This is a genomic window from Marinobacter maritimus (genome assembly GCF_007671675.1).
Taxonomy (GTDB): domain Bacteria; phylum Pseudomonadota; class Gammaproteobacteria; order Pseudomonadales; family Oleiphilaceae; genus Marinobacter; species Marinobacter maritimus.
The window spans coordinates 564,419-589,908 of the sequence record NZ_VCGW01000001.1; the positions used below are offsets into that span (position 1 = coordinate 564,419).

A 25,490-nucleotide genomic window follows, 5' to 3' on the forward strand; every position below is an offset into this window, starting at 1 on the left:
CGATGCTGTTCAGCGTATGCAGTTAATGAATGGGAAAATATTCGTCGCGCACAGCATGTCAGTCACAATGAAAACCAACAGGAACAGCACGATTATGCCTACAACACCCTCGCCGGCAGGCGCTTGTGCCAGCTGTTGCTTGAAATCAGCCAGTTCGGCGGGTGTAAGGCTTTGGATCCGGTCTTGAACCTCCTGCTCGCCCACGCCCATGTTCGCCAGGGCGGTTTTGACGTCTTCCCGTTCCAGCATCCCCATCAGCGCTTCGCGATCGATTTCAGCACGCTGCTCAGTCAGGAGTTCGCCTGTACCGACGATGTTTGCAGAGGCGGGAATTGCCCACATTGAACTCAATATCATCACCAGCGTCATGATCGCTGAAACGGACTGGGTATAGGATCGGATTGTTTGCATCAGACTGCTCCTATTGTTGACCTGTTCAGGTTTGTGTTTTTTGGGTCAGACAATGAACCAGTGTAAACGCTTGGGCATTATTTGCCGATCAAATCGGATTAATAACCCTTAATACCCTGTTCAGACTTGAGATCGAACCAGCATTGCCTTGATCTGGCCGATTTGTTTCATCGGATTGAGACCTTTCGGGCATATGCCACGCAATTTCCAATCGTCCAGCATCGGAACACGCTGAATGGGGCTTTCAGCTTGTCAGGCTCATTGTCGTTACTATGTCACTTAATTTTCGCTCCGGCATTCAGCCTTAGCTGCAAACCATGGCTATAAAATATCAGTTTGGGTTTTTTACCGTGAATTCCCAGATCCCGTAGCCGCCGCGCCATTGCATGGGAACCTGCGCCAACGGAAGCCCGGATGCTACCTGGCAAGCACAGCCGGCCACCACCACGGGTAACCACCAGGGTTCGTAGCAGGTCTTCGTTGAGTTGGGAATAGAGCAGGATGTCCAGTTGCGGCCCGGATACGCCAAGACCGGGCGACCCGCTGACGGTAATAATGTCTCCTTCACTGTCCGGGTCTTTAACGGTACTGCAAAAACGCGATCCGGACAGTGAAAAGCTGATATCGGTAATGAACTTTGGGAATCCCCAGACTTCTTTGCCGGCAGCGCAAGCTGCTGCTGTGGTTACAGGAAGATCGATTACGGTAAGCCCAAGCATTCGCCTATCCAGCGCCTCATACATGGCCAGCCAGGGATGTTTGGGTTGAGCCGTTCCGGCTGGCACGGTGGCGATGGCGACACCAACCTCGTTGTAGATACCCACAGCCGTTTCCCGGTATTCATACAGAGCTAACGCCACCAGAGCCTTACCGCCGGGGAACCTTGCCACGTCTACTAACTTGCTATTCAGTAGGGGAGCCGCCTTCTCCAGCTCGACTTCATAGAGTGCCAGAAAGTTGGAGTTGTCATAGTAGAGTATGGGCAGGTCTATTTTGCCTTCACTGGTTTCGAAGGGTGTCAGGGGGTATTGAAAAAACGGGTCCTGGTGCCAGTTTGTCATACTTAAACTCCGATGTTTGCTGATGATTTTGAGCAGAGAGGAAGTAGCTGGTCTTGCCAGTCTTCAATGACAGAAAGCTGATTGATCTGGTTGGTTCCTTCGAAGATTCGGGTCAGGCGAACGTCCCGGAATATTTTCTCAACATTCTGCTCATGCAGTCCGCCCTGATCGGCAAGCAGGTCCAGCGCCATTTCCACAACAACCTGAGCACGATCTGTCGCATGGAATTTACAGACCGAAGCGTTCAGCTGGCGCGGCTTCCAGGCATTCTGTGCTTCCTGCCAAACTATACTGCGTATTGCCCGGGTTTCCGCCACCATGGTGGCTATGTGTTGCTGCACATCCTGATAGTGGATCAGTGGCTTGCCGCCGAGCTGATAACGGCAGGCAAAGGTGACGGCCTGTTCGGTTGCTGCACGGGCAAACCCGGCAGCCATTGAGGCTACCGGGATTCGTGATGTGTTCAGGCTTGCCCGGTTCAACACCCAGCCTTTGCGCAAGCCGCCGATAACATGGCTATCTGGCACAAACACATCTGTAAACTCCAGTTCAGCAGCGCCGGATGCGCGCATGCCCATTTTCATTTCATTTCGTGCAACTCTGAACCCCGGAGTGGCCGCGTCCACATAAAAACATGTCCAGGACTCCATGCCCTCGCCCTCAAGTGCCGCAAAGACGGTCAGAGTTCTGGCCATGTCTCCGCCACTTATAAAACACTTGCGCCCGTTGAGCCTCCAGCCACCATGGCAGTGGCTGGCAACGACGCCTGGTTTGTAATCACGGGCTCCGTGCCCGTCTTCGCCATTACCGAACCCGCGCCGGGTTCGGTAATGGCGAATGCCACGAGATGCGGATCACCTTTGTGGCAAGAGCGATATACTGGCGCCAGAAAACGTCGGATAACGTTTATATCGCCCGAAAGAAGTAGCGGTATACAGCCGAGGTGATGAGCTGAGAGCAGAAGCATAAGCCCACCGCAGACCCTGCTGAACTCCTCAACCACGAGGCTGGATTGCCATACGGGCGGGTAAAGACCTCTTTTCCAACTCATGCTGCCTAAGGGACCAGGCAGAAAGTAACTCAGCCATCCCTCGCGTGCGGCAACTTTCAGCAAGTTCGTAATTGCCGGCGACGACTGCCCCGGTGCTTCGTGTGCGGCAAGATCTGCCTCGGCAGAAAGGGGAGCAAGGTGCGTTTCGGCGAAAGCCCGGGCTCTGCGTCGCAGTTTGCCCAGCGGCGCAGGTAGTTTGCGGGTATCCGATTCCCAAAGGTCATCACGCTGGTAGCTTGTAATCTGTTGGGCGATCCTGGAAAGGTGACGGAATTGCCAGTGCGGCGCCAGTTTGTGATCCGCCGGGAGATGACCTTCCAGATGCATTGCTCGGTTCATCATTTACATCTCTCCCCATGCCTGAACGAACAGTGGTATCTCCCGGAGACCTCCGCTTTGGAAGCGCATCATGTTCTGGTCTCGCAGCAGTTTCTCGGGCCCGCAATCCTCCATATACCCAATGCCACCGTGTACTTGCATAACGAGGTTGGCCGCAAGGCAAAGCTTGGGATGGAGTTGCTGGCGGGCCATGAGGAGATCTTTAAGGCTTAATCTGGGTAACGGTCTTGTCAGTCCGTTCAGAGCCATTTCCGCTTCCCATTGAGCTTGCTGGATCGTTGCCAGCATGGTCTGAACAGCCGAGTGCTCGTTGATTACCCGCCCCCCTTGACGACGCAGACTGGCGAATGACCGTGCCAAAGCCTCTCCGTGCTGGTTGATGCCGGCCGCTATGGAAAGCAGCCCCAAGGCGTCCAGAATCAGCATGGAAGAGACCTGTTGTGGCTTTGCTTTGATGACCACGCCAGCCCCCTGACAAGCGCTGACTTGCCATGTGCCCAGTTCATCTAACCCGTGCTGTGGACGGCATGGCGTAACCGCAATCTCTTTGCGGTTCAGGAGTTGCCAGCTCATAATTCCTTTGTGCCACACAGGCCAGATCAGGTCCTGCCAATGTGGTGGTGCCGTGACGGTCGTCTTGTGAGTGGTTCGATCCAGCCAGTCGGCCAGCATGGGTTGATCTCTGTTTGCAGTTCGCTGGTTTAGCCAACGGGCCAGAGAGCCTCGGGCAAGTCCGTGGTGCCCCGTGGAGATTGCAGTCAGGGCGAGTGGCACCTGCTGCGTTTCGGTAAGCTGGAATCCAGCGGTACGCGCGAGAAAACGGGCCAATGCATGCCGGTGCCATGCCAGGGCTATACCGGCATTAACCGACGCTATCTGTTTAAGGGCGCCGATGCTGAAAGCAATTGCGTTTACATCATCAGGTTGTTCCCATAAAGCAAAGCCGGGCTCCAGATCCATCCCCGGCAGAATGCCAAATTCGAGAGCGGACTGACTGAGTTTCGAAACATCGTCAGCAGCAGCCGGAATTTCGGGGCGGGCGGCTATTGGGGCTATTTCTGCACTGCAGAATCGGGAGACCTCGTCCAGCAGTGGCTGAAGATCATTGGCCGCAATCAGGGAGGTGGTCATAAAAAGTACCTGATTTGTTGTTTTTTCTGTTCAGGTCCAGAGTATGTCTTTAGTCACCTTGCGCAAATGCTGAACAGGGTCAATAATCTTAGTTTTTGGGCCATGGATGCTTCGATGCTCGGGTTTCTGAATTACACGCGTAGCATTACGAGTGTGCGTTTGATGGTTGATTATGGAACTGAGCAGGGAGTGGCAGCCGGAGACCTGCTTGCAGGCAGCCGTATATCCCCGGCCATGTTGATGAATCCAAACACAGAGATCACCGCAGGCCAGGAGTTGCAGGTAATCCGGAATCTGGTAAACAGGTTTGAAGACGTGGAAGCAGTTGCCCGAGATATCGGGCAAAGATACCACTGTTCAGCCTATGGGCTCTGGGGGTATGGCCTCATGTGTAGCCCCACGGTAGGTGATGCTTTGCAACTAGCCCTGCGTTTTCTACCGCTTACCTACGCTTTTACCGTTATTTCTCATCATGAAAAGAACAATATGGGAATTCTGGTGTTTGGTGAGCCAGATCTGGAGCCTTCAATAAAACAATTTGTTCTTGCTCGTGACATGGCGGCAGCGATTGTTTTGATGCGAGAGTTGGCAGGGGATAAGTTCGAGTTTTCGGAAGGTCCTTGCAATACATTTGAGTTTCCCTTGGAGCAGTTAAATCGCAAATTGCCCCAGGCAAACCCGGTCACAGCGGCACTGTGTGAGCAGCAATGTTGTGCATTGATAGATCAGCGGCGGAGTTACGCCGGCATACAGACCGTCGTTACTCATTATTTGCAGAATGCCGGAGCGCGTATACCTACTCTGCCAATTACCGCCCGTCATTTCCACATGAGTGAACGAACGCTGAAGCGTCATTTGCAGGCCGAAGGAGTGAGTTTCCGGCAGTTACTGGAAGACGTCCGGAAAAACAGGGCTAAACGTTTGTTGAGGCAAGGGGGGATGAGCATTTCGGAGATTGCAAGCAACCTGGGATTCAGCGATGCATCGACATTCTCACAAGCATTCAAGCGCTGGACGGGAACGGCACCCAGCTATTGGGTCAGAACATGAGATACATCAAGTGTCGCTTTTGCGTTCATAACCTATGCTGCTAACTCTCAAAAACATTCTATCGCTGGGCCTTTCAATATGTCTGATGATGACGCCACAGCTTTTGAAATCTTTCCGTGGAACCGGAATTTCGAAACGGGCATCGAGAAGATTGACGAGCAACACCGGGTGTTGGTTGAAATCCTGAACCGGCTCGCCTGGCACTTTGCTTCCAGTACCTCGGACGTCGAATGTGGACATATTCTTGACGAGCTGCTTTCTTACGCTGCCTATCACTTCAAGGAGGAAGAGGATATCTGGAAAGCGGCGCTCGGTGAGCAGGAAATGGTGAATAACCATCATGATAGCCATCAACTCTTCTTCGTTCAGATTCAGATGTACCGCTCCAGCGGTAAACCTGAGGAGAAAGTGATTGGAGATCTGTTCAACTACCTGACCCGATGGCTTGCTTTTCATATTCTGGAATCTGATCGTCGAATGGCGCTTACGGTCAGTGCAGTAAAGCGTGGAACTCCCATAGCCAAAGCCAGAGAGGAAGTAGATGGTCAACTGAGCGGGGCGGTTTCTGTCATGGTTTCGGCTTTGCTGGAGATTTATGGCAAGTTCTCTGCCAGCACCATACAGTTGATGCGTGAAAAAATAGCAAGGCTGAGCGCTGAGGATGAGCTGGCGAGATTGCAGAATGAAAAGCTCGATGCAGCACTGGAACAACAGGCCTCTGACCATGAAAGGCAGCTTCAGTTTCTTGCGTATTCAGACCCTGTCACAGGCCTGATGAACCGTAATGGAATCCTCCGGGAGATCCGACATGTTTTGCAACAAAACGACCTGGCAGCCGGGTCCGCCGCGCTGATTTCCATTGATCTGGATAACTTTCATGGTGTAAATGCCCGTTTTGGTGAAGAGGCTGCCGACCGACTGCTTGGCTTGCTTGCCAGGCGTTGGAAGGAAGCCATAGCCCATGGTGGGCAGCTCGCCCGGATCAGTGGTGACGAGTTTGTGGTGCTGTTGGCGGATGGCGGGAAAGTTGAGACCCAACTAAACGCCCTGAGGCTAACGGCCGGGCAGCCGTTTACTCTGGGTGGTGACAGCATTTCCGTGGACTTCACCGCTGGCGTCGTTATATTCCCTCATGATGGCGCTGGTGATGCAGATACGGTTCTGCGGCAGGCTGATCACACATTGTTTCGCGCCAAACAGGAACAAAAGGGAGATTGGCTGTTTCTGGATGCAAACGAACAACGCCTCTCTGCGGAACGCCAGCAGCTGCTGGCAGACATAAGGGCAGGGCTTGCAGATAATCAGTTCAGACTGGAGTATCAGCCCAAGGTGTGCATGCGTTCGGGGGACCTGATTGGTGTGGAAGCGCTTATTCGCTGGGATCATCCGACAAGAGGTTTGCTCAGCCCGATACATTTTTTGCCGATGCTGGAGCATCATCCACTTATTATCGATATTGGTGAGTGGGTCATCGAGCAGGCATTCCGGCAGATGGCGACCTGGGATGCCGAGGGGCTGACTCTGGATGTGGGTGTGAATCTGGCCGCACTGCATCTTCAGCAACCTGACTTTATGGAAAATCTTGCGAGGATTCTTGCACGCTATCCCCATGTTGCTCCACAACGGCTCGATCTCGAAATACTTGAAACAGCAGCTCTTGGCGAGCTTGATAAGGCAAACAATATTATCCGGGACTGCGGGAGCCTTGGCGTGACCTTTTCTCTGGATGATTTTGGAACGGGATATTCTTCGCTGTCATACCTGAAACAGTTGCCGGTGAAAACCCTGAAAATAGATCAGGGTTTTGTGAGGGGCTCACTCTCGAATGGGCATGACATTTCCATTCTCAAAGGTATTATCGGCTTGTCCCATGCATTCAACAGAAAACTGGTTGCCGAGGGAGTGGAAACCAGAGAGCACGGTGAGCTTCTGATCAGCCTTGGTTGCTTTTATGCGCAGGGGTATGCCATTGCGAGGCCCATGAGGCCCGAGGCAGTCGGCGCCTGGAAAGGTCAATGGAAAACGTTTCCGGAATGGTCAGTTGGAGAGCGCGCAACGACATGATTACACCTGCCAATACATCTGATAACCGCTTACTTGCCAAAGCCCGATTACCCCGAATGATGTTTGATTATTTTGATGGTGGTGCTTTCTCCGAACAGACACTCAGAGAGAACACGGCAGACTTCCAGAACCTGCATTTTCGCCAGCGGGTTATGCGGGATGTCTCCAGTGCTTCCGCCGCAACGCAGATACTGGGCCAGAACGCCTCATTACCGCTTGCACTCGCGCCTGTAGGCCTTGCCGGCATGCTTGCGCAGCGGGGTGAGGTTCAGGCGGCACGGGCAGCACAAAAAGGCGGCGTGCCGTTTTGCCTGAGTACCGTCTCGATCTGTTCGCTGGAAGAGGTTGCCGAGGCAACGGACGCGGCCAACTGGTTTCAGCTTTATGTGCTTAAGGATAGAAGCTACTCTGAAGCACTGCTCAATCGGGCGCACAAAGCGGGGTACTCCACACTTGTGTTCACCGTGGACCTACCCAGGCTTGGTGTGCGCTACCGGGACGTGCGCAATGGCATGAACGGTGGTCTTTCTCCCTGGGGGAAAATTCAGAAGCTGTCTGATCTGCTTTCTCATCCGCTTTGGCTCTGGGACGTTGCCATCAAGGGCAAACCTCTGACGTTCGGTAATCTCGCCGATGCGGTACCTTCGGGCCGCAACCCTGAAGATTTCAAAGCCTGGGTGGACAGGCAGTTTGACGCGTCCGTTACCTGGAAGGATCTGGACTGGGTGCGGCAGCATTGGCCGGGCAAACTGGTGATAAAGGGGATTATGGATCCCGACGACGCCCGTTCTGCGGTGGATGTCGGGGCCGACGGCATTGTTGTCTCTAATCATGGCGGGCGACAACTTGATGGTGCGCCCTCAACCATCTCGGCGCTGCCAGGCATTGTCGACGCCGTATCAGGAAAAACCGAGATTCTGTTTGATGGCGGAGTGCACTCTGGCCAGGACATTGTGCGAGCGCTTTGCCTGGGTGCAAACGCTTGTCTTGTGGGCCGTGCATGGGCCTATGCATTGGCGGCAGGTGGCGAAGAAGCTGTCTCCCGGATGCTGGAAAACTTCCGTTACGAAGTAGAATTGACTCTTGCATTGTTGGGTAAAAATTCGGTAGAACAGTTAACTCCGGATGACCTTATCTGAACGACAAGACGGAGGCTTGATGATGGACATTCGAATCAAGAGAGCTTACGACGACGCCGCGCGTTCTGATGGACCACGTATTCTGGTCGACAGAATATGGCCCCGTGGTGTTGCCAAGGAAGACGCCGAGCTCGAAACCTGGCTGAAAGGGCTTGCCCCCTCGACCGAACTGCGGAAGTGGTTTGATCATGACCCTGAGAAATGGGACGAATTCCGGCAGAAGTATCTGAAGGAATTGAAGAACGATGAAGCGGCCGAAGATCTGAAAGAACTGCAGTCGATCGTCAAGGAGCACAAGCGCATAACGCTGGTGTTTGCCGCAAAGGATACCGAGCACAATAACGCGGCCGCCCTTCGCGACTTCCTCAGTAGTGGCGAGCTATAGCTGGCCTAAAGCCTGTTCCAGGTCTGCGATCAGATCTTTCGCATCTTCCAGGCCAACAGACAGCCGCAGCATACTGTCACTGATCCCGCGGCGCTCCCGCTCCTGTTTGCTGATGCCGTGGTGGCTGGTGGCGCAGGGTTGGGACACCAGGCTTTCCACGCCTCCCAAGCTGGTGGCCAGCAGAAAAACCTGCAGGCTGTCGGCCACTTTTGCAGCCTGTTCCCGGCCTCCCTCAATCTCCAACGTCAGTACGCCGCCAAACCCGTCCATTTGTTGCGCCGCCAAGCTATGGCCGGGGAAATCAGGTAACCCCGGATAGAGTACCCGTTTGATGGCTGGATGGCTGACCATTGCCTGGGCAACCGCCATGGCATTGTCGTTATGCTGCTGTACCCGCACGGGCAGGGTTCTGAGGCTGCGGGAGAGCAGGGCGGCGGTTTCCGGTGCCAGAATCTGACCAAGGTTTTTCCGCCATTGGGCAATGGGCTGAATCCGTTCTGCAGAAGCCATCACGGCACCGGCGGTAAGGTCGCTGTGGCCTCCGAGATACTTGGTAGCGCTGTGAATGCTGATATCGGCCCCCAACGCCAATGGACGCTGATTTATCGGCGAGGCAAAGGTGTTGTCTACTGCGAGAAAGGCACCTTTGGCATGAGTCCGTTGCGCCAGTTCCCGGATATTCAGAATGCCCAACGTCGGGTTGGCCGGCGTTTCACAGTACACCAGCATGCCGGGTTTGTTCAGAGTGTTGGTTAATTGATCGGATTCGTTCTGCAGCAGAAAAGTAACGGGAATGCCCAGAGGTTTCAGATGCTTGGTCAGCAGTTCTTGCGTACCGCCATAAAGATCACCGACGCAGACGATGCCGTTCCGTCCAAAAGTAAACAGGGTGGCCGAAATGGCCGCCATGCCAGATGCAAACGCCAGCGCATCCTCCGCGGCTTCAAGACCTGCAAGGCCTTGCTCAAGTTCCCGAATGGTGGGGTTGCTGCCCCAACGGGTATACAGGTTGCCCGGCGTGCGGCCTTCAATCACATCCTGCAGCGAGGCGGTGTCCGTGAAGCGGTAGGTGGTGGTGTTGTAAACCGGCGAGTAGGGGCTGCCGAGACTGTCCTTATGGCGGCGGTTATGGATGATCCGGGTCGCTTTTCCCTTTTCAGGTTTGGGCTCTGGACTGGGCTCGGATTGCATGGGCTCTCCCTGAGGATGAATGTAGTGTGATGACCGAAGGTGTAGTGTCGGAGAATTATTCTGGCAGGCTTGGCTCGCCCTGACCACTGGGCGAATTGATCGTCAGCAAGAGGTGTAGCGCCTGCGTCGGTCTCAAGACGGCCTATTGGCCATCTGATATGCTCTTTGGCTATCCGGTTAGTCGCCCGGGGCAGTTATCCATAAAGAGTCAATGATGCTGGAGTGTTCGATATGCCGGTTATGGTTCAGGCGCTGGTGCCTATTTTTGCGCTGATTGTTTTAGGCTACCTGTTCAGGCGCTGGGAATTTCCCTCGGTTGACTTCTGGCCACAGGCGGAGCGCTTTACCTACTACGTGCTCTTTCCCGCCATGCTGGTATTCAAGCTGGGCCAGGCGCGGTTGCCGGCCTCCGCCTATGGCGATACTGCGATGCTTATTGGTGCCATGCTTTTGGCGATGACACTGTTATTAGTCGCGGTGCAGTTTTTCTGGCGCTTGAGTGGGCCGGTTTTCTCATCGGTCTATCAGGGAGCTATACGATTTAATTCATACGTGGGCCTTGCGGCGGGTGGCATGCTGTTGGGTGATGAAGGGTTATCGCTGACCGCCATTGCTGTTGCCATCATGGTGCCGTTGATAAATTTGTTGTGCATTCTCATGTTCTCTCTGGTGGCAACGGACGGCCCGGTGCGGGTGGGGCCGGTATTACGTACGATTGCCTCAAACCCTCTGATTATCGGGTCGGTTCTCGGGGTTACGTGGAGCTTTTTCGAGATTGATTTCCACCCGCTCCTTGCGGGCACGTTGGAGCCCTTGAGCAACCTGGCGCTGCCGATGGGCTTGATGACCGTTGGCGCCGGACTTCAACTCAAGGCTTTGCGTGGCGGCTCCGTGCCTTTTATGGTGTCGTCTGTCCTGAAGTTGTTGCTGTTTCCGCTGATGGCTGCAGGGCTTGCCGTTCTGTTGGGGCTTGATGGCACCTTGGTGCAGGTGGCGATACTTCTGGCCACGCTTCCAACCGCGACATCGGCCTATATCCTTGCCAGACAGCTAGGCGGTGACGCGCCGCTGATGGCGGGCATTATCAGCGGCCAGACACTTCTTGCCATGGTGTCTATTCCGTTAATGCTCAGTATGTTCTGGTAAGCATTTGAGCACGGCATCGGCGACGCTTTGCTGAAAAGCCGCGTAACCGTCTGCTGTTGCATCAATGTCCGTGGCAAGAGGATCCCAGGTACTGAAGGTCACATCCAGCCCTTTGGTTATCGAACGCCACCACTGCCGGTTGAATTGCGGCTCGGTCAACAGGCAGGGGTGATTCGCACGGCGCAGACTGTCCTGAACCTCGGCAATGTGCCGTGCACCTGGCGACAGTTCCGGGTTGAGTGTCAGTATGCCCTCAATGCTCAGATCGTAGTGCTCTGCGAATCGGGTGAAGGCGCTGTGATACGCAAACAGGCTGATGCCCTGCAAGGGCTGCAATTGTCTCCGGATCTGCTCTTCTTTGTCTGTAATGGATGCCTTGAATGCTACCAGGTTACGATCCAGAGCTGGTTTGTCTGCACCGCTCAGTTGAACCAGGCTATCCCGAATGGTTTCTGCCATGGCAAGTGCCGTGTGGGGGTCTACCCAGATGTGTGGATCTTCTCCGTCTCCGTGGTCATGTTCATGGTTATGATCGTCATGGCTTTCGCCGTGTTGGTCGTGTTCGTAATTGTCGTCTCCAGCCCCTAGTGCTTCGGCATCTTGCTGCATAAGGGCTACGGAGCGCGCGCCAAATTCGTTGCCGGTCAAGAGGCGGTTCAGAAATGTTTCCATCTCAGGGCCTACCCAGAAAATGATGTCGGCGCTTTCCAGTGCCCTGCGTTTTGAAGGCGTCATTGAATAGTTATGCGGGCTGGAGCCAGGCGGCACCAAAGTACTTGTGTGCATGTCTTCCGTTGCAATCGCGCGCACCAGAAGCTCCAGCGGCTTGATGGAGGTCAGAATGCGGGTATCGGCAAGCGTGTTGCTGCCGTAGAGAAGGGTGCTGGCGCTCAGAGCCAGAGTGCAAGCTGTTTTGAGGGTGCGCATGGTGGGTCTGGATCCTGATGTTTGTTTGTAATGTTATAATATAACACCACGAGTAGGATAATCGCAAAATCTTCTGGGGCCTCAAAGAGTCTGCGTAATGATACGCTTTGCAATCATGCGAAATAATGCACGGGCCGGTATAATGCCGGGTTTATCAAACGGCCACCGACTTTCAGGAAACTTTCATGACTGTACGTACCCGAATTGCCCCATCACCTACCGGTGACCCACACGTTGGTACCGCCTACGTGGCCCTGTTCAACCTGTGTTTCGCCCGGCAGCACGGCGGGCAGTTCATTCTGCGTATTGAGGACACCGATCAGGTTCGCAGCACTGCGGAATCTGAGCAGGATATTCTCAAGGCACTACGCTGGCTCGGCCTCAATTGGGATGAGGGTCCCGATGTCGGTGGGCCTCACGGGCCGTATCGCCAATCTGAGCGCAAGCATTCTTACGCTCAGTATGCGGAAGATCTGGTCACTGCTGGTCATGCTTTTTATTGCTTCCGCACGCCAGAAGAGCTGGATGCCATCCGGGAAGAGCGCAAGGCACAAGGTTTGAACCCGGGCATCAAAGGAAATCTGGAGCTTTCTCAAGAGGAGGTAAAGCGCCGCCTGGATGCAAGTGAGCCCTATGTGATTCGCATGAAGGTGCCGGAGGAAGGCACCTGCGAGATCAATGACATGCTTCGCGGCATCATTGAAATCGATTGGGCACAGGTAGATTGTCAGATTTTGCTTAAATCTGACGGCATGCCCACCTACCACCTCGCCAACGTGGTTGACGACCATTTGATGGAAATTACCCACGTTCTGCGTGGCGAGGAATGGATCAACTCCGCGCCCAAGCACAAGTTACTGTACGAGTATTTCGGATGGGAAATGCCGGTTCTCTGCCATTTGCCGCTGCTGCGCAACCCGGACAAGAGCAAACTGTCCAAACGCAAGAACCCTACCAGCATTAACTTTTACGAGCGCATGGGCTTTTTGCCGGAAGCCGTTACCAACTACCTTGGCCGTATGGGCTGGTCCATGCCCGATGAGCGCGAAAAGTTCACGCTGGACGAGATGATCTCCAACTTCGATATTCAGCGTGTATCGCTTGGCGGCCCGGTTTTTGATGTGGAAAAGCTACGCTGGCTTAACGGCCTTTGGCTACGCGACGAACTCACAGAAGATCAGTTTATCGAGCGTATGCGCCAGTGGTGGTTTAACGAAGATTCGCTCAAGGCGCTGGTTCCGCATATCAAGGGCAGGGCAGAGGTGTTCTCCGATGTGGCGCCCATGGCCGGATTCATGTTTTCGGGCATGCTTGATCTGAAGCCCGAAGACTTTGCGCACAACAAACTGGAAGAAGGTCAGATCAAGCGGGTTCTCCAGTTCACCTTGTGGAAGCTTGAAGCCCAGCGCCACTGGAGCAAGGAAAGCATCTTCGCGGATATCAAGTTTCTGGCCAAAGCCATGGATCTTAAGATGGGCGACTTCATGTTTTCTGTATTTGTTGCTATTGCAGGTACTCCGAACTCCTGGTCGGTTATGGATTCCATGGATATGCTCGGCCCGGATATGACCCGCGCTCGTTTGCGGCAGGCTTTGGAAGTGCTTGGAGGTTTCTCCAAGAAAGAAAACAAGAAAGTGGAGAAAGAATACGCTGCACTGGGTGCTTAATAGCCGCTTTGGTGAAGAAGTGAGCGGTCTGGACAGGGAAGTTCGGAAAACTGAAAAAAAGTGCCCCCAAAGGTTGACGCCCATGGGGCGGATCCTTAATATACGCAGCCGTTGGGGGCCATAGCTCAGCTGGGAGAGCGCAACACTGGCAGTGTTGAGGTCGACGGTTCGATCCCGTCTGGCTCCACCAATTTTCTAGTCCCCTTCGTCTAGTGGCCTAGGACTCCGCCCTTTCACGGCGGCAACAGGGGTTCGAACCCCCTAGGGGACGCCAATACGGCTTGACGGTTTAGTCCACCGGATAGCCATCAAATAAACCGCCTTCGGGCGGTTTTTTTGTGCCAGAAAGAAAAAGGAAGACTGACACCAAAGATACGGTGGTGAGCTGGGGAGCGGGTGTCCCAAAACTGTGTGTTGCCAGGGATGGCAACACCAAGCCCCCATGGATGGGTTCACGGCGTGTTTTGGGACACCCGCTCCCCAGCTCACCGGTGCCCGGAGTTCAAGGTACTAGCGTGAGGCAATGGCACCTTTGCCAACACCCTCGTAGGCTTTCACAAGAACGGTGTCGGAAGGAAATTCTGCTTTAAGCTGGTCGGCGATGTGTGCGGCGATCAATTCAACCGTTGTGTCAGTACCCATCATATAAACGCGCTTTTCAGGCAAGGTCAGGGCAAATTCGCCCTGGTTGGCCTCGTACTCAAAGGTTATGTAGGGAACACCATCTTCTGCTACGTGCCTGCGCACTACGTCTTCCTCAGAACCCACATAGATATCCTGCCAAAGCTTGGACCAGGCGCTTTCCAGGTCATAGTCCCGGTGCCCATTTCGATCAATGCGAATAGGTGAACGGTGGCCATGCGCGATGCGCTGGCAGTTTCCCAAGTGCTTTTTCAGGCCGTGAACATAGTGGTAGTAGGCGCCCTCTATCACGTCTTCACGAAGGTTGATTTCCACCGATGTCACATTTGCCGGCAGTACCGCCATCAGCTCACGCTCCAGCAGTGCCGCAACCGCCGATGGAACAACCCGCTCTGCCGAAAGCCATACAACGGCTTCATCCGGTGAGCGGTGCACAATGTGGCTGCCGTCGGTCAGGGCCCAGGTAAAAGTGTCGGGCGTGTCCTGGTTCCAGGAGAGGCCTTCGTAGCCACGGGGTATGACCAGCCGGTGATCCACGCGCTCATCTATAATGCGCTTGATGGTGCGCTTCACGTTGCTGAAATCGAATACCATGCCCTGGTCATCAAGTTCGCCTCCCAGCACAACGTCGGCAATCCAGCTTTCCCCTACTAACCCACGGGTGGGATCCAGGTAAGCAAAATCAATAACGGTGAGGTTGTCTACAAACAGGTGATTCATTAAATTTCCGGGCGGGTAGGGTTGAATGATGTGGGGATTCTAGCAAAAATCCTGAATGAGTGACCGGTCAGGTAATGGCCTGAGTCGATTCATGCCATTATTTCTGTTTTCACCTCTTTATCAGGAGCGAAATCATAACCGCCTCTTGTTGTGACAGCGATCAGGAATTTCCGGCACTTGTTCTTGCAGCAGGTGCTTCCAGTCGGTTTGGGCGCCCAAAAGCCCTGTTAACCCTGAGAGCACGGAATGGGCAGAGCTGTACGTTGCTCGATCATGCAATCGCTCAGGGTAGGCTGCTGAGCCAGGAGGTGCGAGTTGTGTGTGGGGCCTGGTACCCTTTGGTTCGTTTCCGTTGTCGCGTGCAGCCTTCTCGTTGGGTGCCAGTGGCAGATTGGCATGAGGGTATGGCGGCTTCGTTAGCGGCTGGTATTCGAAGCCTTGGGCCGTATCCGAAAGGTGTGTTCGTGCTGGTAGCGGATCAGCCGCTGCTGGATACGAAAGCACTTGAAGCTTTTGGCGCAGCGGCGCGATGTTTCCCGGCGCAGCCGGCTGCAGCGGATTATGGCCGGCGCCCGGGCGTACCGGCCTACCTGCCCCGCGGACTATGGCCCGAAGTGCTGGCGCTGGAAGGTGATAGGGGGGCAAGCCGTTTGCTGGCCAAAGCTGGTGCGACCCGGCTGAACATTCCGGGCGTCCATGACGACATAGACACACCGGAAGATTGGGAAAGAATTCGCCAGGCGGTTAGCCGAAAAGACCCGCTAACCAGGCAATCCCAAGGCTGAATACTCCAAGACTGACCGCAAGCGCAACCGTATAGATTTTGGAAGACGCTGAGCGCTGCTGGCCCACGAACAGATCAATGGTCCGCTGCGCGATGTCTTCAGCCGTTTCACGGGAAATCTCATGTGCCTGCTGTATGGCTTCCGATTGCAGTGTCTGCCAGAAATCGGTATCGATGGTCTGCACACTGGTAATGTGGTCTTTGAGTTCGGCCATATGGTTACTGGTAAAGCCGGTGTTTTGTGAGAGCTCATTTTTCAGGTCTGCCAGCTCGCGGCCCAGGTGGAGGTTTACTTCTGCCGCAACCTCCTCATGCAGGTTCCGGGTGCGCTCCTCTATCATCCCACTCATCGCATTCAGGCGTTCTTCAATCATGGATGCCTGCTTGCCACGCGATTCATCCAGTGCGCGCTTCAGGTGGTCAAACTGTTCGTCAAATAACGAACTGAGCAGCTCATGTAGGCGGTTGTTGACGTGAGTTTTGACGGCGGAGCGGGAAATCTGCTCTATCAGATCGCTGGTCAACGGCACAACACTTGGCGAGGTGTCGCCATTCAACGTGGGTTCACTCTCAGACTGCTTTGGTGACATCTCTACCGCAGCATTGTCTGGCATATTCGCCAGATATTCGTCGGTCTCGGGTGTCAGGTCGATCTGCGGTGCCTCTTGCAGGGAGCCTTCCTTGACGTCGATTGCCAGTTGCTCGAGCACCAGGCCAAGGCCATCAGGCTGTGTTGGCTTGGTCAGGATGTTATAAACCCCGAAATTTTTCGCTTCTTTCGTGAACGATGAGGACTTCTGGGACGTGCACATGATGATCGGTATGCTGGCCGTCTCCGGGTTGCCCTTGATGGCCTTGGTGGCTTCCACGCCGTTCATTCCGGGCATCAGGTGGTCCATGAAGATAACGTCCGGACGCTCACGGCTGCCGAGAAACTCCAAGGCCTCTTCGGCTGAGCCGGCCATGCTGACGTTCATGTCGAGATTCTCCAGCAGCTTGCTCAGGGCAAACCGCGCTACCTTAGAGTCGTCCACCAGAAGAGCATTCTTGATCGCCATCTAACTACCTCAAGCTGTTACTTCAATCGCGTTGGTTATCGGGCTGGTTTTACTATTGGAGCTACCAGCCTTCCAGTTTCGGGCATTGTGTTGCCCGGTAGCTCTTGTCCCGATAACAGACGCCGGGCTCTGTGGTGCGCGCTGTAAAAATCTCACCAGCCGCTGTGGTCAGGCGAACCTGTCCATAGGGTTCACCGTGGCGGAATGTCGCCTCGATGGAACTGCCATTCGGGTTGCGCAGTAAACCATTTCCGTGAAACTTGCCTTCGATGTAATCGCCCTCGTATTTTTTGCCGTTGGCGAAAACTTCCGAACCGCTTCCGTGGAAAGTCCCATTGGAAAAGTCGCCCTCATAATGGCGACCATCCGGATAGGTCAGGGTGCCGCGCCCATGAAAGTCGCTGTTACGGAAACCGCCGACGTATAACATGCCGTCGACTGTTGCCAGTGAGCCGTGACCGTTGAGCTGCCCCTGGGACCATTCGCCGGTCAGAATATCACCATTGCCACGTGTGAGTGTTCCTTGGCCGTGAAACGCGCCATTCACAAAATGGCCTTCGTAACGAAGACCGTCGCTGTCTGCATAGATTCCTTCGCCGGTTTTTATGCCACCTGTCCAGACGCCGTTCTGGAAACTGACGTTTGTGTAGGCTTCCAGTTCGCCCATCAATATCACTTCGTTGCCGGCGTCGAGAGTGACGCTTTGCTGCCAGGGCCGGAAACCGGTTTTGCTGATGGTGATGTCATAGGTGCCCGGGGCAAGTTCAAGATCCAGGCGGGTTTCGCCATAGGATTTGCCATTGATATCAACCTGATCATCTTCCACGTTTGAACGCAGGATAAGAAGGCCGGTTGTCGGGACCGGCGGCTGTTCCGGAGCTGGCTCGGCAGCATCTGGATCTGGAGTGTCGGAGGCCAGGGCCGCCGCCGGCTCGGCTGAGGCAACCACCATGGATTTCTCCGGGGGCTCGGCAATGCGGAACGGCTCGGTGTTCACCGATGGCTGTGCTGATGGAACCGCAGTTTCAACCGGAGGTGCCGGGACAGGCTCTGCAGCATGCTCAACCGCAAGTGCTGTAGTTGGCTCTGCAGCAGACTCAATCAGGTGGGGAGGAGCTTCCACAATCTTCTGTTCACCCTGAACAGAGGCAAGCCCCGCTGTCACCAGAAGCATAAGAGCGAGGGCATTCAAAAACAGAAGTGGTCTGAAATCGACCATGGTGGAACCTCTTGATCCAGCACTCTACAAATTCGGAAGCGGTTTTATCTTACCCAGCGAGCGCGGAGATATGTAACCGAAAGTGCTTGAACTTGGCGAGAATGCAGGCCAAATCACACTTTAGCCGGAAGTTGATCATGATTGAGCTGCTCCCAGGCCCTCATGTAGACATCGGCTTCGTATTCATAGGGCGATTTGAAGGGCGTGAGAACAAAATCAAAGATCAGAAAGAAAAAGCCAACCGACGCCCAGGCGATGGCAAGTGTACTGAGTGTTGTGGCCTGCACCTCGGGGTTGGAGTTCACGAAATCCTGGAGTACAGGAATCAGATCAGAAGCGAGGACCACCGGATTGAAGCTGGACAGTACCAAGGGCACCCAGAAGGCCATGAATATGGGAAAGAAGCCGAAAGACCAGAGCAGACGGCGCGCCAGATAGATAGCGACCTCGCGCCGGAAGCGCTGCCGAACCTCTGGAGATTTACGTATGCGCTCAAGGTAACTCCGCCGCTCTGCCCAATAAGCGGCGACGTCGGGAGCCTGTGAGGCTCGTGCTGGGCCTGAAGATGTACTCATGATCCTGGGGGATACCTTATCGCTGGGGGACGGATACAGGATAACTGATACTACGTGTTACCCTGTCATTCTCCAATTGTTTAACGACAGGATAGTTTGAATGGCTGCAGTGATCGATAACGCAACCCATCCGGCTTTTGAGAAGCTTCGCAGTCACCGGATCGATACGCTTAATCTCGATGTAGAAGAGTATCGCCACAAAAAGACCGGTGCCCGTCATCTCCATCTCGCGGCGGACAACGATGAAAACGTGTTTTTTGTGGCGCTCAGAACCTTTCCGATGGATTCGACAGGCGTTGCCCATATTCTTGAGCATACGGCTTTATGCGGAAGTGAACGTTACCCGGTTCGCGATCCGTTTTTCATGATGATCCGTCGCTCTCTGAACACCTTTATGAACGCGTTCACCAGCAGCGACTGGACGGCTTATCCCTTTGCGAGCATGAATCGCAAGGATTTTGAGAACCTGTTGTCGGTTTATCTGGACTCAGTGTTTTTCTCCAAGTTGGATCCGCTGGACTTCGCTCAGGAAGGGCATCGGCTGGAGTTTGAAAAGCCGGATGACCCAAGTACCGACCTGGTCTACAAGGGCGTTGTTTACAACGAGATGAAAGGCGCCATGAGTTCGGCTACCTCGCAGCTGTGGCAGAATCTGAGCAGCCACCTGTTCCCGACTACAACCTATCATTACAACAGTGGCGGTGAGCCGGATCATATTGTTGATCTGAGCTATGACGATCTTATCCGCTTCTATAAACACCATTACCACCCCAGCAACGCCATTTTCGCCACCTATGGCAATATTCCGGCTCACGAGCACCACGAGCGATTCGAAGAGCTGGCTCTAAAGCGTTTTGACAAGTTGAACGTTGAGCTGCCGGTGCGCGATGAAAAGCGCATGTACGCACCCGTTCGTGTGGAGCAGGGCTACGGTGTAAACGAGGGCGAAGACACTGCCGATAAAACCCATATTGTTATGGGTTGGCTGCTGGGCCACAGCTTTGACCTGCAGGAAAATCTGGAAGGGCAGCTGTTGTCGGCTGTACTGCTTGAAAACAGCGCGTCGCCTCTGATGCGTGCGCTGGAAACCACGGATATCGGCCAGGCGCCGTCGCCCATGTGTGGGCTCGAAGACTCCAATCGGGAAATGACGTTTGTATGCGGCATTGAAGGCAGCGAGCCGGAGAAGCTGGGCGATCTGGAAGCGCTGATTGAGGGTACGCTTCAGGGAGTCGTGGAGGAGGGTGTCAGCGAAGATCGTCTGGAGGCCATTCTGCATCAGCTTGAGCTGCACCAACGTGAAATTGCCGGGGACAGCTTCCCTTACGGGCTTCAGCTGATCATGAGTGCGATTTCCCCGATGGTACATGGCGGTGACCCGGTTGAACTTCTGGACCTCGACCCTGTGCTGGCAACGCTGCGTGAAAAAATTCGCGATCCGCAGTACATTCCTGACCTGATTCGCCGCAAACTGCTTGATAACCCGCACAGGGTGACGCTCACCCTGCGTCCGGACGACAAGCTGGATGCGCGGCGACAGCAGGCCATCCGTGAGGCACTTGCCAAGCGCAAGGCTGGGCTGACCCGCGACGAAATCGAACATATTGTTGAGCGAGCGAAGGCACTGGAAGAACGCCAGATGCGCAAGGACGACGACTCCATCCTGCCGAAAGTGGATCTGACGGATGTACCCTTGCAAATGCCAGAGCCGGAAGCCCGTTTCGACGGTGATATTTCGGCCACTGTATTTGCGCGAGGCACCAACGGATTGATATACGAGCAGGTGGTATTACCATTGCCGGCGCTGACCGAAGATGAGCTGCTGTTGCTGCCGTATTACAGCGCACTGATATCGGAAGTCGGCTGCGGCGACCTGGACTACCTGCAGATACAGGATCGGATCTCGGCAGAGTCCGGTGGTGTTGGCGCCTCGTTCACTGCCAAGGGCAGAATTGATGACGTTCAGGATCTGTCTGGCTACATGGTTTTCAGCGGCAAGGCGTTGGTACGCAATCGGACGGTGCTGACGAAACTGCTCCGGGACGTTTACACCAGCGCCCGCTTCGATGAAAAAGATCGTATCCGGGAAATTGTTGCGCAGATCCGCGCCCGCCGTGAGCAGGCTGTAACCGGCAGTGGCCACGCGCTGGCCATGGGTGCCGCGGCTCAAGGCATGAGCCCAGGCGCCTGGTTAAGCTTCCGCCTTGGTGGTCTTGCGGGAATTCGCGGCACCAAGGAGCTGGATCAGTCCCTGAAGGATCCGGCAGCGCTTGATGCGTTTTGCAAGCAACTTGCAAGCCTGCACGGCAAAATTCGCGAACAGACTCGTGAGTTCCTGATTATCGGTGAGGAAGAGCAGCTCCCGGCATTGATCGACGACCTTAAGTCCTGCTGGCAGAGTGATACGGGTGTTGAATCATCCCGCTGGGAAATGGAGCCGGTAAGTTTCGTAACCCGCGAAGCCTGGCTGACGTCCACACAGGTTAACTTCTGCGCCCGCGCATACAGCACGGTTCCGGTTGACCATCCGGATGCAGCGGCGCTTAGCGTGCTGGGTGGTTTTCTGCGAAATGGCTATTTGCACAGGGCCATCCGTGAGAAAGGTGGTGCCTACGGGGGCGGGGCAGCGCAGGATAGCGTGAATGGCAACTTCCGCTTTTTCTCCTATCGGGATCCTCGCCTGGCTGAAACCCTCGAAGATTTCGACAAGGCACTGGTATGGCTTCAGGAAACGGACCATGAGTATCAGGAACTGGAAGAGTCCATTCTTGGCGTTATCGGGCAAATGGATCGCCCGCGCTCGCCAGCTGGCGCCGCACGTCACGCCTTCCACAACAAGCTGTTCGGGCGCAGCCCTGAGCAGCGGGCACGTTTCCGTGAGCGGGTATTGTCCGTCACGCTTGATGACCTCAAGCGGGTTGCTGCAACATGGCTGGTGCCCGAAAAAGCCAGCACTGCCGTAGTGACAGGCCCGGATAACCGCGCTCTTGTGGAGGGGCTGGGGCTGAACATTCAGGAGTTGTAGGTAGTAACAAGGCAGGCCGGTAACGCCGGTCTGCCTGTTTAGCAGCAGGCCTTTTAGCGGTTCCGCTTCAAGCCGGTCGCAACCATGATGCGCGTCGCTATTTCTTCTACGGAATACGCGGTCGTATTCAGAAACGGAATGCGTTCCCTTCGGTACATCAGCTCAATCTCTTCGATTTCGTGCATGCACTGCTGAATCGACGAGTAGCGGGAATTTGGGCGCCGCTCATTGCGGATGGTGGCCAGTCTTTCGGGCTCAATCGTCAAACCAAAAATCTTTTCCTTGTGCGGCCTCAGTGCCTTGGGCATTTGCTGGTCTGACAAGTCTTCTTCGGTAATCGGGTAGTTGGCAGCTTTAACACCATACTGGAGTGCGAGGTACAGGCAGGTTGGGGTTTTGCCGCTGCGCGACGCGCCCACCAGGATAAGATCTGCCTCATCGTAATGCCGCGTGCGCGCACCATCATCGTTATCCAGCGCAAAGTTCACCGCATGGATGCGACGCTCGTAAACGCCTTCGTTGTTGATCGCATGGGATTTACCTACAGAGTAGGACGACGACGACTGCAGCTCCTGTTCCAGAGGGTTCAGGAATGTCCCGAAAATATCCACCATGAAGCCCTGAGCGTCCGATATGATTTCGCGGATGGCACTGTCCACAATGGTGTCAAAAACCAGGGGGCGGGCGCCGTCGGCCTCTGCCGCACTGTTGATGCGCTTGACCATGTCCCGGGCTTTTTCAACATCATCAATATAGGGTACGGTAACCCTCTCAAATTCAATTTTCTCGAACTGGGCCAGAAGGCTGTGCCCGAGTGCCTCGGCAGTCAAGCCGGTGCCGTCGGAAATAAAGAAGGCTGTACGTTTCATGGTGTTGGGGCCGCTCCCTAGGTAAAATCCGATGGTTACAGTATCATACACGGCAAGTTCGAGACTCCGCAGTGGTTGTTGTCCGCTTTTCACGCTTGCTACCGCTGGCCCGGTTTAATTCTTATCCTTACAGATTTTAGGGAGACACGCTTTGGAAGATTACATTATCTGGTTTGATCACCTGGGAATGTCCGATGTTGACCGGGTAGGCGGCAAAAACGCTTCCCTCGGTGAAATGATCAGTAATCTCGCCAATGCAGGTGTCACGGTTCCGGGTGGTTTTGCCACCACTGCGCACGCCTACCGTGAATTCTTGGCCAAAGACGGCCTGAAAGACAAGATCGATAAACTCCTCGATGCTCTCGATATCAATGACGTGAACGAGCTTGCCCGTGTAGGCGCCAAGATACGCCAGTGGATTATTGATACGCCCTTCCCGGACGCCCTGGAAATTGCGCTCAAGGAGGCTTACGGCCAAATACTCAACGGCAATGACAAGATGGCGGTTGCCGTGCGCTCTTCCGCTACGGCCGAAGATCTCCCGGATGCGTCGTTTGCCGGCCAACAGGAAACCTTTCTGAACGTGGTCGGGCTTGAGCAGGTACGTACGTCTGTAAAAGAGGTGTTTGCCTCCCTGTTTAATGACCGCGCAATTTCCTACCGTGTTCATCATGGCTTTGATCACAAGCATGTTGCCCTGTCTGCAGGCATCCAGAAGATGGTGCGCAGCGAAACTGCTGCAAGCGGCGTTATGTTTACGCTGGATACGGAATCGGGCTTTCGGGATGTTGTGTTTATCACCGGCTCTTATGGACTTGGTGAGACGGTTGTTCAGGGCGCCGTTAACCCTGATGAGTTTTACGTTCACAAACCCACTCTTGATGCCGGTCGGCCCGCTGTGTTGCGCCGAAACCTCGGCAGCAAAGCCATCAAAATGATTTACCACACAGAGCCTGGTGAAGGCCAACTGGTGGAAACCATTAAAGTGGATCCGGAAGAGCGTGGTCGGTTCTGTATCTCAGATGCCGAAGTGGAAGAACTGGCCCGGCAGGCCATGATCATCGAAAAGCACTACCAACGCCCCATGGACATTGAGTGGGCCAAAGACGGTGATGACGGCAAAATCTACATTGTTCAAGCTCGCCCTGAAACGGTTAAAAGCCGGGCGTCTGCCAACGTGATGGAGCGTTACCTGCTGAACGAAACCGGCACAGTGCTGGTAGAAGGCCGCAGCATTGGTCACAAGATCGGCGCCGGCCCGGTCAAGATCATTACCAGCATCAAGGAAATGGATCGCGTGCAGGATGGCGATGTGCTGGTTACGGATATGACGGACCCTGACTGGGAGCCCGTTATGAAGCGCGCCTCCGCGATTATTACAGACCGCGGTGGCCGCACCTGCCACGCCGCTATCATTGCCCGCGAACTGGGCATTCCTGCAGTCGTGGGCTGTGGTGACGCAACAGAAGTTCTGAGTGATGGCCAGGAAGTCACTGTCTCCTGTGCGGAAGGTGACACCGGGTTGATCTACGAAGGCGCTCTGGATTTCGAACTGCGTGAAAATACCGTGGATTCCATGCCCAATATCCCGTTCAAGATCATGATGAACGTGGGTAACCCGGACCGTGCTTTTGATTTCCAGTCGCTGCCCAATGAAGGGGTTGGCCTGGCACGCCTCGAATTCATTATTAACCGCATGATCGGTGTGCACCCCAAGGCCCTTCTGAACTTTGAGGGCCTGCCCAGGGATATCAAGCAGACCGTAGAGAAACGCATCTCCGGTTACAGCTCACCGGTTGATTTCTACGTGGACAAGCTGGTCGAAGGCATCTCTACCCTGGCTGCCGCGTTTTGGCCCAAGAAGGTCATCGTGCGTTTGTCTGACTTCAAATCCAATGAGTACGCCAACCTGATTGGCGGTACTCTGTATGAGCCCGATGAAGAAAACCCGATGCTGGGGTTCCGGGGCGCGTCGCGTTATATCTCGGAAACTTTCCGTGACTGTTTTGAGCTGGAATGCCGTGCGCTCAGAAAAGTACGCGATGTGATGGGCCTGACCAACGTAGAGGTTATGGTGCCTTTTGTTCGCACCGTAGGCGAAGCAGAGCAGGTGGTCAGGTTGCTGGCTGAGAACGGCTTAAAGCGCGGTGAGAATGGTCTGCGTGTGATCATGATGTGCGAGCTTCCGGGCAACGCGTTGCTGGCAGAGCAGTTCCTTGAGCACTTTGATGGTTTTTCCATCGGTTCAAACGATCTGACCCAACTGACTCTCGGTCTGGACCGGGACTCGGGCATTATTGCGCACCTGTTCGATGAGCGTGACGATGCGGTCAAGATACTGTTGTCCAACGCCATTCAAGCATGCAAAAAGGCAGGCAAGTACATCGGAATTTGTGGCCAGGGTCCGTCCGACCATCCGGACCTTGCCAAATGGCTGATGGATCAGGGTATCGATACTGTGTCCCTTAATCCGGATTCGGTGCTGGATACCTGGTTTTTCCTGGCCGACGAAAAAATCGACTGAGTTTATTTCTGTGCGTAAGGAGAGCGATAAGGTGACAACGATTATTACCCCGGATTTATGTGATGAGTTTCCGGAAGTCGAAGTGGTCGCACCCGGCTTTAATAACTACGGTGGTGTAAAAGCCTTCGGTGGCGAAATCGTCACTGTGAAGTGCTTTGAGGACAACTCCGTGGTGAAGGAGCAGGTTGCCTTGCCCGGCAAGGGTCGGGTGATGGTGGTTGATGGTGGCGGCTCCATGCGCCACGCTCTCCTGGGCGACATGCTCGCTGAAAAAGCGGCCAGCAATGGTTGGGCGGGTTTGATTATCTATGGCTGCGTGCGGGATGTTGATGAGATCGGCAAAACAGATTTGGGGGTTCAGGCGCTGGCAACCTACCCTCGGAAAAGCGAAAAGCGTGGCCTTGGTGACCTCGATGTGCCGGTAACCTTCCATGGCGTGACGTTTCGCCCTGGCCACTATGTGTATGCTGACAACAACGGCATCGTTGTGTCAGAAAAGCCCCTGGTTTAGC

22 protein-coding genes, 2 tRNA genes and 1 pseudogene are annotated in these 25,490 nt (G+C 54.6%); 12 read left to right on the forward strand and 13 right to left on the reverse strand.

All coding sequences use genetic code 11. From position 1 onward, the window contains the following. Positions 1-9: 9 nt before the first annotated feature. The 6 genes and pseudogenes from FFI90_RS02585 to FFI90_RS02605 all read right to left on the reverse strand — a co-directional run bounded on the left by FFI90_RS02585 (position 10) and on the right by FFI90_RS02605 (position 3,993). Positions 10-411: a PA2779 family protein gene (locus FFI90_RS02585; protein WP_144776239.1), complete on the reverse strand. Its 402-nt coding sequence runs from the start codon at positions 409-411 to the stop codon at positions 10-12. Positions 412-686: 275 nt separating this feature from the next. Further along, complete coding sequence (locus tag FFI90_RS02595; RefSeq protein WP_144776241.1) at positions 687-1,472, reverse strand: acetoacetate decarboxylase family protein; 786 nt, start codon at positions 1,470-1,472, stop codon at positions 687-689. A gap of 2 nt (positions 1,473-1,474) precedes the next feature. After that, complete coding sequence (locus FFI90_RS20170) at positions 1,475-2,056, reverse strand: acyl-CoA dehydrogenase family protein (protein ID WP_342779354.1); 582 nt, start codon at positions 2,054-2,056, stop codon at positions 1,475-1,477. A 6-nt stretch (positions 2,057-2,062) separates the two neighbouring features. Then, positions 2,063-2,212 (reverse strand): annotated as a pseudogene (locus FFI90_RS20430) (acyl-CoA dehydrogenase family protein); the annotation flags it as partial. Next, positions 2,179-2,865 carry an acyl-CoA dehydrogenase family protein gene (locus FFI90_RS20175; RefSeq protein WP_222120468.1) on the reverse strand — a complete coding sequence of 229 codons (687 nt, stop codon included), beginning with the start codon at positions 2,863-2,865 and terminating at the stop codon, positions 2,179-2,181. The pseudogene FFI90_RS20430 and the gene FFI90_RS20175, both read right to left, overlap by 34 nt. After that, entirely contained in the window at positions 2,866-3,993 is a 1,128-nt protein-coding gene (locus FFI90_RS02605) for an acyl-CoA dehydrogenase family protein (RefSeq protein WP_144776243.1), read from the reverse strand. It abuts the gene before it with no gap. 114 nt (positions 3,994-4,107) lie between these two features. Between FFI90_RS02605 and FFI90_RS02610 the strand changes: the two genes are divergently transcribed. The 4 genes from FFI90_RS02610 to FFI90_RS02625 all read left to right on the forward strand — a co-directional run bounded on the left by FFI90_RS02610 (position 4,108) and on the right by FFI90_RS02625 (position 8,631). Continuing rightward, the gene (locus FFI90_RS02610) at positions 4,108-5,043 is read left to right on the forward strand and encodes an AraC family transcriptional regulator (RefSeq protein WP_222120469.1); all 936 of its coding nucleotides are present in this window, start codon (positions 4,108-4,110) and stop codon (positions 5,041-5,043) included. A 78-nt stretch (positions 5,044-5,121) separates the two neighbouring features. Next, positions 5,122-7,107, forward strand: a complete 1,986-nt coding sequence (locus tag FFI90_RS02615) for a putative bifunctional diguanylate cyclase/phosphodiesterase (RefSeq protein ID WP_144776247.1) — start codon at positions 5,122-5,124, stop codon at positions 7,105-7,107. Continuing rightward, positions 7,059-8,246: an L-lactate dehydrogenase gene (locus FFI90_RS02620; protein WP_222120470.1), complete on the forward strand. Its 1,188-nt coding sequence runs from the start codon at positions 7,059-7,061 to the stop codon at positions 8,244-8,246. The genes FFI90_RS02615 and FFI90_RS02620 overlap by 49 nt, the downstream gene beginning before the upstream one ends. 19 nt (positions 8,247-8,265) lie before the next feature. Continuing rightward, positions 8,266-8,631 (forward strand): DUF488 domain-containing protein, encoded by a 366-nt coding sequence (locus FFI90_RS02625; protein WP_246123297.1) that lies wholly within the window; start codon positions 8,266-8,268, stop codon positions 8,629-8,631. Here the strand turns inward: FFI90_RS02625 and FFI90_RS02630 are convergent. Beyond that, on the reverse strand, positions 8,626-9,822 hold the full coding sequence (locus tag FFI90_RS02630; protein WP_144776249.1) for a trans-sulfuration enzyme family protein: 1,197 nt from the start codon (positions 9,820-9,822) through the stop codon (positions 8,626-8,628). The two genes, FFI90_RS02625 and FFI90_RS02630, sit on opposite strands and share 6 nt — an antisense overlap. A 231-nt stretch (positions 9,823-10,053) precedes the next feature. Between FFI90_RS02630 and FFI90_RS02635 the strand changes: the two genes are divergently transcribed. Then, positions 10,054-10,968, forward strand: coding sequence for an AEC family transporter (locus FFI90_RS02635; RefSeq protein WP_144776251.1), 915 nt, complete (start codon positions 10,054-10,056; stop codon positions 10,966-10,968). Here FFI90_RS02635 and FFI90_RS02640 read toward each other — a convergent pair. Further along, positions 10,945-11,895: a zinc ABC transporter substrate-binding protein gene (locus tag FFI90_RS02640; RefSeq protein ID WP_144776253.1), complete on the reverse strand. Its 951-nt coding sequence runs from the start codon at positions 11,893-11,895 to the stop codon at positions 10,945-10,947. The genes FFI90_RS02635 and FFI90_RS02640 overlap by 24 nt on opposite strands. Positions 11,896-12,080: 185 nt before the next feature. On the opposite strand from FFI90_RS02640, the gene gltX reads away from it, so the two are divergent. The 3 genes from gltX to FFI90_RS02655 all read left to right on the forward strand — a co-directional run bounded on the left by gltX (position 12,081) and on the right by FFI90_RS02655 (position 13,836). Continuing rightward, positions 12,081-13,562 (forward strand): glutamate--tRNA ligase, encoded by a 1,482-nt coding sequence (gltX, locus tag FFI90_RS02645; protein ID WP_144776255.1) that lies wholly within the window; start codon positions 12,081-12,083, stop codon positions 13,560-13,562. A 114-nt stretch (positions 13,563-13,676) separates the two neighbouring features. Further along, a tRNA-Ala gene (locus FFI90_RS02650) sits at positions 13,677-13,752 on the forward strand. 8 nt (positions 13,753-13,760) lie between these two features. Further along, positions 13,761-13,836: transfer RNA gene (locus FFI90_RS02655), tRNA-Glu, on the forward strand. A 236-nt stretch (positions 13,837-14,072) separates the two neighbouring features. Here the strand turns inward: FFI90_RS02655 and FFI90_RS02660 are convergent. Continuing rightward, entirely contained in the window at positions 14,073-14,924 is an 852-nt protein-coding gene (locus FFI90_RS02660) for a 6-carboxytetrahydropterin synthase (protein WP_144776257.1), read from the reverse strand. A 134-nt stretch (positions 14,925-15,058) separates the two neighbouring features. On the opposite strand from FFI90_RS02660, the gene FFI90_RS02665 reads away from it, so the two are divergent. Continuing rightward, positions 15,059-15,709 carry a nucleotidyltransferase family protein gene (locus FFI90_RS02665; RefSeq protein WP_281288095.1) on the forward strand — a complete coding sequence of 217 codons (651 nt, stop codon included), beginning with the start codon at positions 15,059-15,061 and terminating at the stop codon, positions 15,707-15,709. On the opposite strand, the gene FFI90_RS02670 is transcribed toward FFI90_RS02665, so the two are convergent. The 3 genes from FFI90_RS02670 to FFI90_RS02680 form a co-directional block, all read right to left on the reverse strand. Then, positions 15,669-16,766 carry a response regulator gene (locus FFI90_RS02670; protein WP_144776261.1) on the reverse strand — a complete coding sequence of 366 codons (1,098 nt, stop codon included), beginning with the start codon at positions 16,764-16,766 and terminating at the stop codon, positions 15,669-15,671. The genes FFI90_RS02665 and FFI90_RS02670 overlap by 41 nt on opposite strands. 61 nt (positions 16,767-16,827) lie before the next feature. Beyond that, a complete protein-coding gene (locus tag FFI90_RS02675) occupies positions 16,828-17,985 on the reverse strand; it encodes an MORN repeat-containing protein (protein ID WP_144776262.1) in 1,158 nt (385 codons plus the stop codon). A 113-nt stretch (positions 17,986-18,098) separates the two neighbouring features. Continuing rightward, complete coding sequence (locus FFI90_RS02680; RefSeq protein WP_144776265.1) at positions 18,099-18,560, reverse strand: hypothetical protein; 462 nt, start codon at positions 18,558-18,560, stop codon at positions 18,099-18,101. 100 nt (positions 18,561-18,660) lie between these two features. Between FFI90_RS02680 and FFI90_RS02685 the strand changes: the two genes are divergently transcribed. Next, a complete protein-coding gene (locus tag FFI90_RS02685; RefSeq protein WP_144776267.1) occupies positions 18,661-21,585 on the forward strand; it encodes an insulinase family protein in 2,925 nt (974 codons plus the stop codon). A gap of 53 nt (positions 21,586-21,638) precedes the next feature. Here the strand turns inward: FFI90_RS02685 and ppsR are convergent, their stop codons facing one another. Continuing rightward, on the reverse strand, positions 21,639-22,454 hold the full coding sequence (ppsR, locus tag FFI90_RS02690; RefSeq protein ID WP_144776269.1) for a posphoenolpyruvate synthetase regulatory kinase/phosphorylase PpsR: 816 nt from the start codon (positions 22,452-22,454) through the stop codon (positions 21,639-21,641). Positions 22,455-22,605: 151 nt separating this feature from the next. Between ppsR and ppsA the strand changes: the two genes are divergently transcribed. Continuing rightward, positions 22,606-24,978 carry a phosphoenolpyruvate synthase gene (gene ppsA / locus FFI90_RS02695; RefSeq protein WP_144776271.1) on the forward strand — a complete coding sequence of 791 codons (2,373 nt, stop codon included), beginning with the start codon at positions 22,606-22,608 and terminating at the stop codon, positions 24,976-24,978. 31 nt (positions 24,979-25,009) lie between these two features. Further along, positions 25,010-25,489, forward strand: a complete 480-nt coding sequence (gene rraA / locus FFI90_RS02700; protein ID WP_144776273.1) for a ribonuclease E activity regulator RraA — start codon at positions 25,010-25,012, stop codon at positions 25,487-25,489. The last annotated feature ends 1 nt before the right edge of the window (position 25,490 follow it).

Excerpts from the sequence above, each read along its gene's own strand:
- FFI90_RS02585 (WP_144776239.1), bottom strand. The coding sequence starts at position 411 with ATGCAAACAATCCGATCCTATACCCAGTCCGTTTCAGCGATCATGACG.
- FFI90_RS02595 (WP_144776241.1), bottom strand. The coding sequence starts at position 1,472 with ATGACAAACTGGCACCAGGACCCGTTTTTTCAATACCCCCTGACACCC.
- FFI90_RS20170 (WP_342779354.1), bottom strand. The coding sequence starts at position 2,056 with ATGAAAATGGGCATGCGCGCATCCGGCGCTGCTGAACTGGAGTTTACA.
- FFI90_RS20175 (WP_222120468.1), bottom strand. The coding sequence starts at position 2,865 with ATGATGAACCGAGCAATGCATCTGGAAGGTCATCTCCCGGCGGATCAC.
- FFI90_RS02605 (WP_144776243.1), bottom strand. The coding sequence starts at position 3,993 with ATGACCACCTCCCTGATTGCGGCCAATGATCTTCAGCCACTGCTGGAC.
- FFI90_RS02610 (WP_222120469.1), top strand. The coding sequence starts at position 4,108 with ATGCTCGGGTTTCTGAATTACACGCGTAGCATTACGAGTGTGCGTTTG.
- FFI90_RS02615 (WP_144776247.1), top strand. The coding sequence starts at position 5,122 with ATGTCTGATGATGACGCCACAGCTTTTGAAATCTTTCCGTGGAACCGG.
- FFI90_RS02620 (WP_222120470.1), top strand. The coding sequence starts at position 7,059 with ATGGAAAACGTTTCCGGAATGGTCAGTTGGAGAGCGCGCAACGACATG.
- FFI90_RS02625 (WP_246123297.1), top strand. The coding sequence starts at position 8,266 with ATGATGGACATTCGAATCAAGAGAGCTTACGACGACGCCGCGCGTTCT.
- FFI90_RS02630 (WP_144776249.1), bottom strand. The coding sequence starts at position 9,822 with ATGCAATCCGAGCCCAGTCCAGAGCCCAAACCTGAAAAGGGAAAAGCG.
- FFI90_RS02635 (WP_144776251.1), top strand. The coding sequence starts at position 10,054 with ATGCCGGTTATGGTTCAGGCGCTGGTGCCTATTTTTGCGCTGATTGTT.
- FFI90_RS02640 (WP_144776253.1), bottom strand. The coding sequence starts at position 11,895 with ATGCGCACCCTCAAAACAGCTTGCACTCTGGCTCTGAGCGCCAGCACC.
- gltX (WP_144776255.1), top strand. The coding sequence starts at position 12,081 with ATGACTGTACGTACCCGAATTGCCCCATCACCTACCGGTGACCCACAC.
- FFI90_RS02660 (WP_144776257.1), bottom strand. The coding sequence starts at position 14,924 with ATGAATCACCTGTTTGTAGACAACCTCACCGTTATTGATTTTGCTTAC.
- FFI90_RS02670 (WP_144776261.1), bottom strand. The coding sequence starts at position 16,766 with ATGGCGATCAAGAATGCTCTTCTGGTGGACGACTCTAAGGTAGCGCGG.
- FFI90_RS02675 (WP_144776262.1), bottom strand. The coding sequence starts at position 17,985 with ATGGTCGATTTCAGACCACTTCTGTTTTTGAATGCCCTCGCTCTTATG.
- FFI90_RS02680 (WP_144776265.1), bottom strand. The coding sequence starts at position 18,560 with ATGAGTACATCTTCAGGCCCAGCACGAGCCTCACAGGCTCCCGACGTC.
- FFI90_RS02685 (WP_144776267.1), top strand. The coding sequence starts at position 18,661 with ATGGCTGCAGTGATCGATAACGCAACCCATCCGGCTTTTGAGAAGCTT.
- ppsR (WP_144776269.1), bottom strand. The coding sequence starts at position 22,454 with ATGAAACGTACAGCCTTCTTTATTTCCGACGGCACCGGCTTGACTGCC.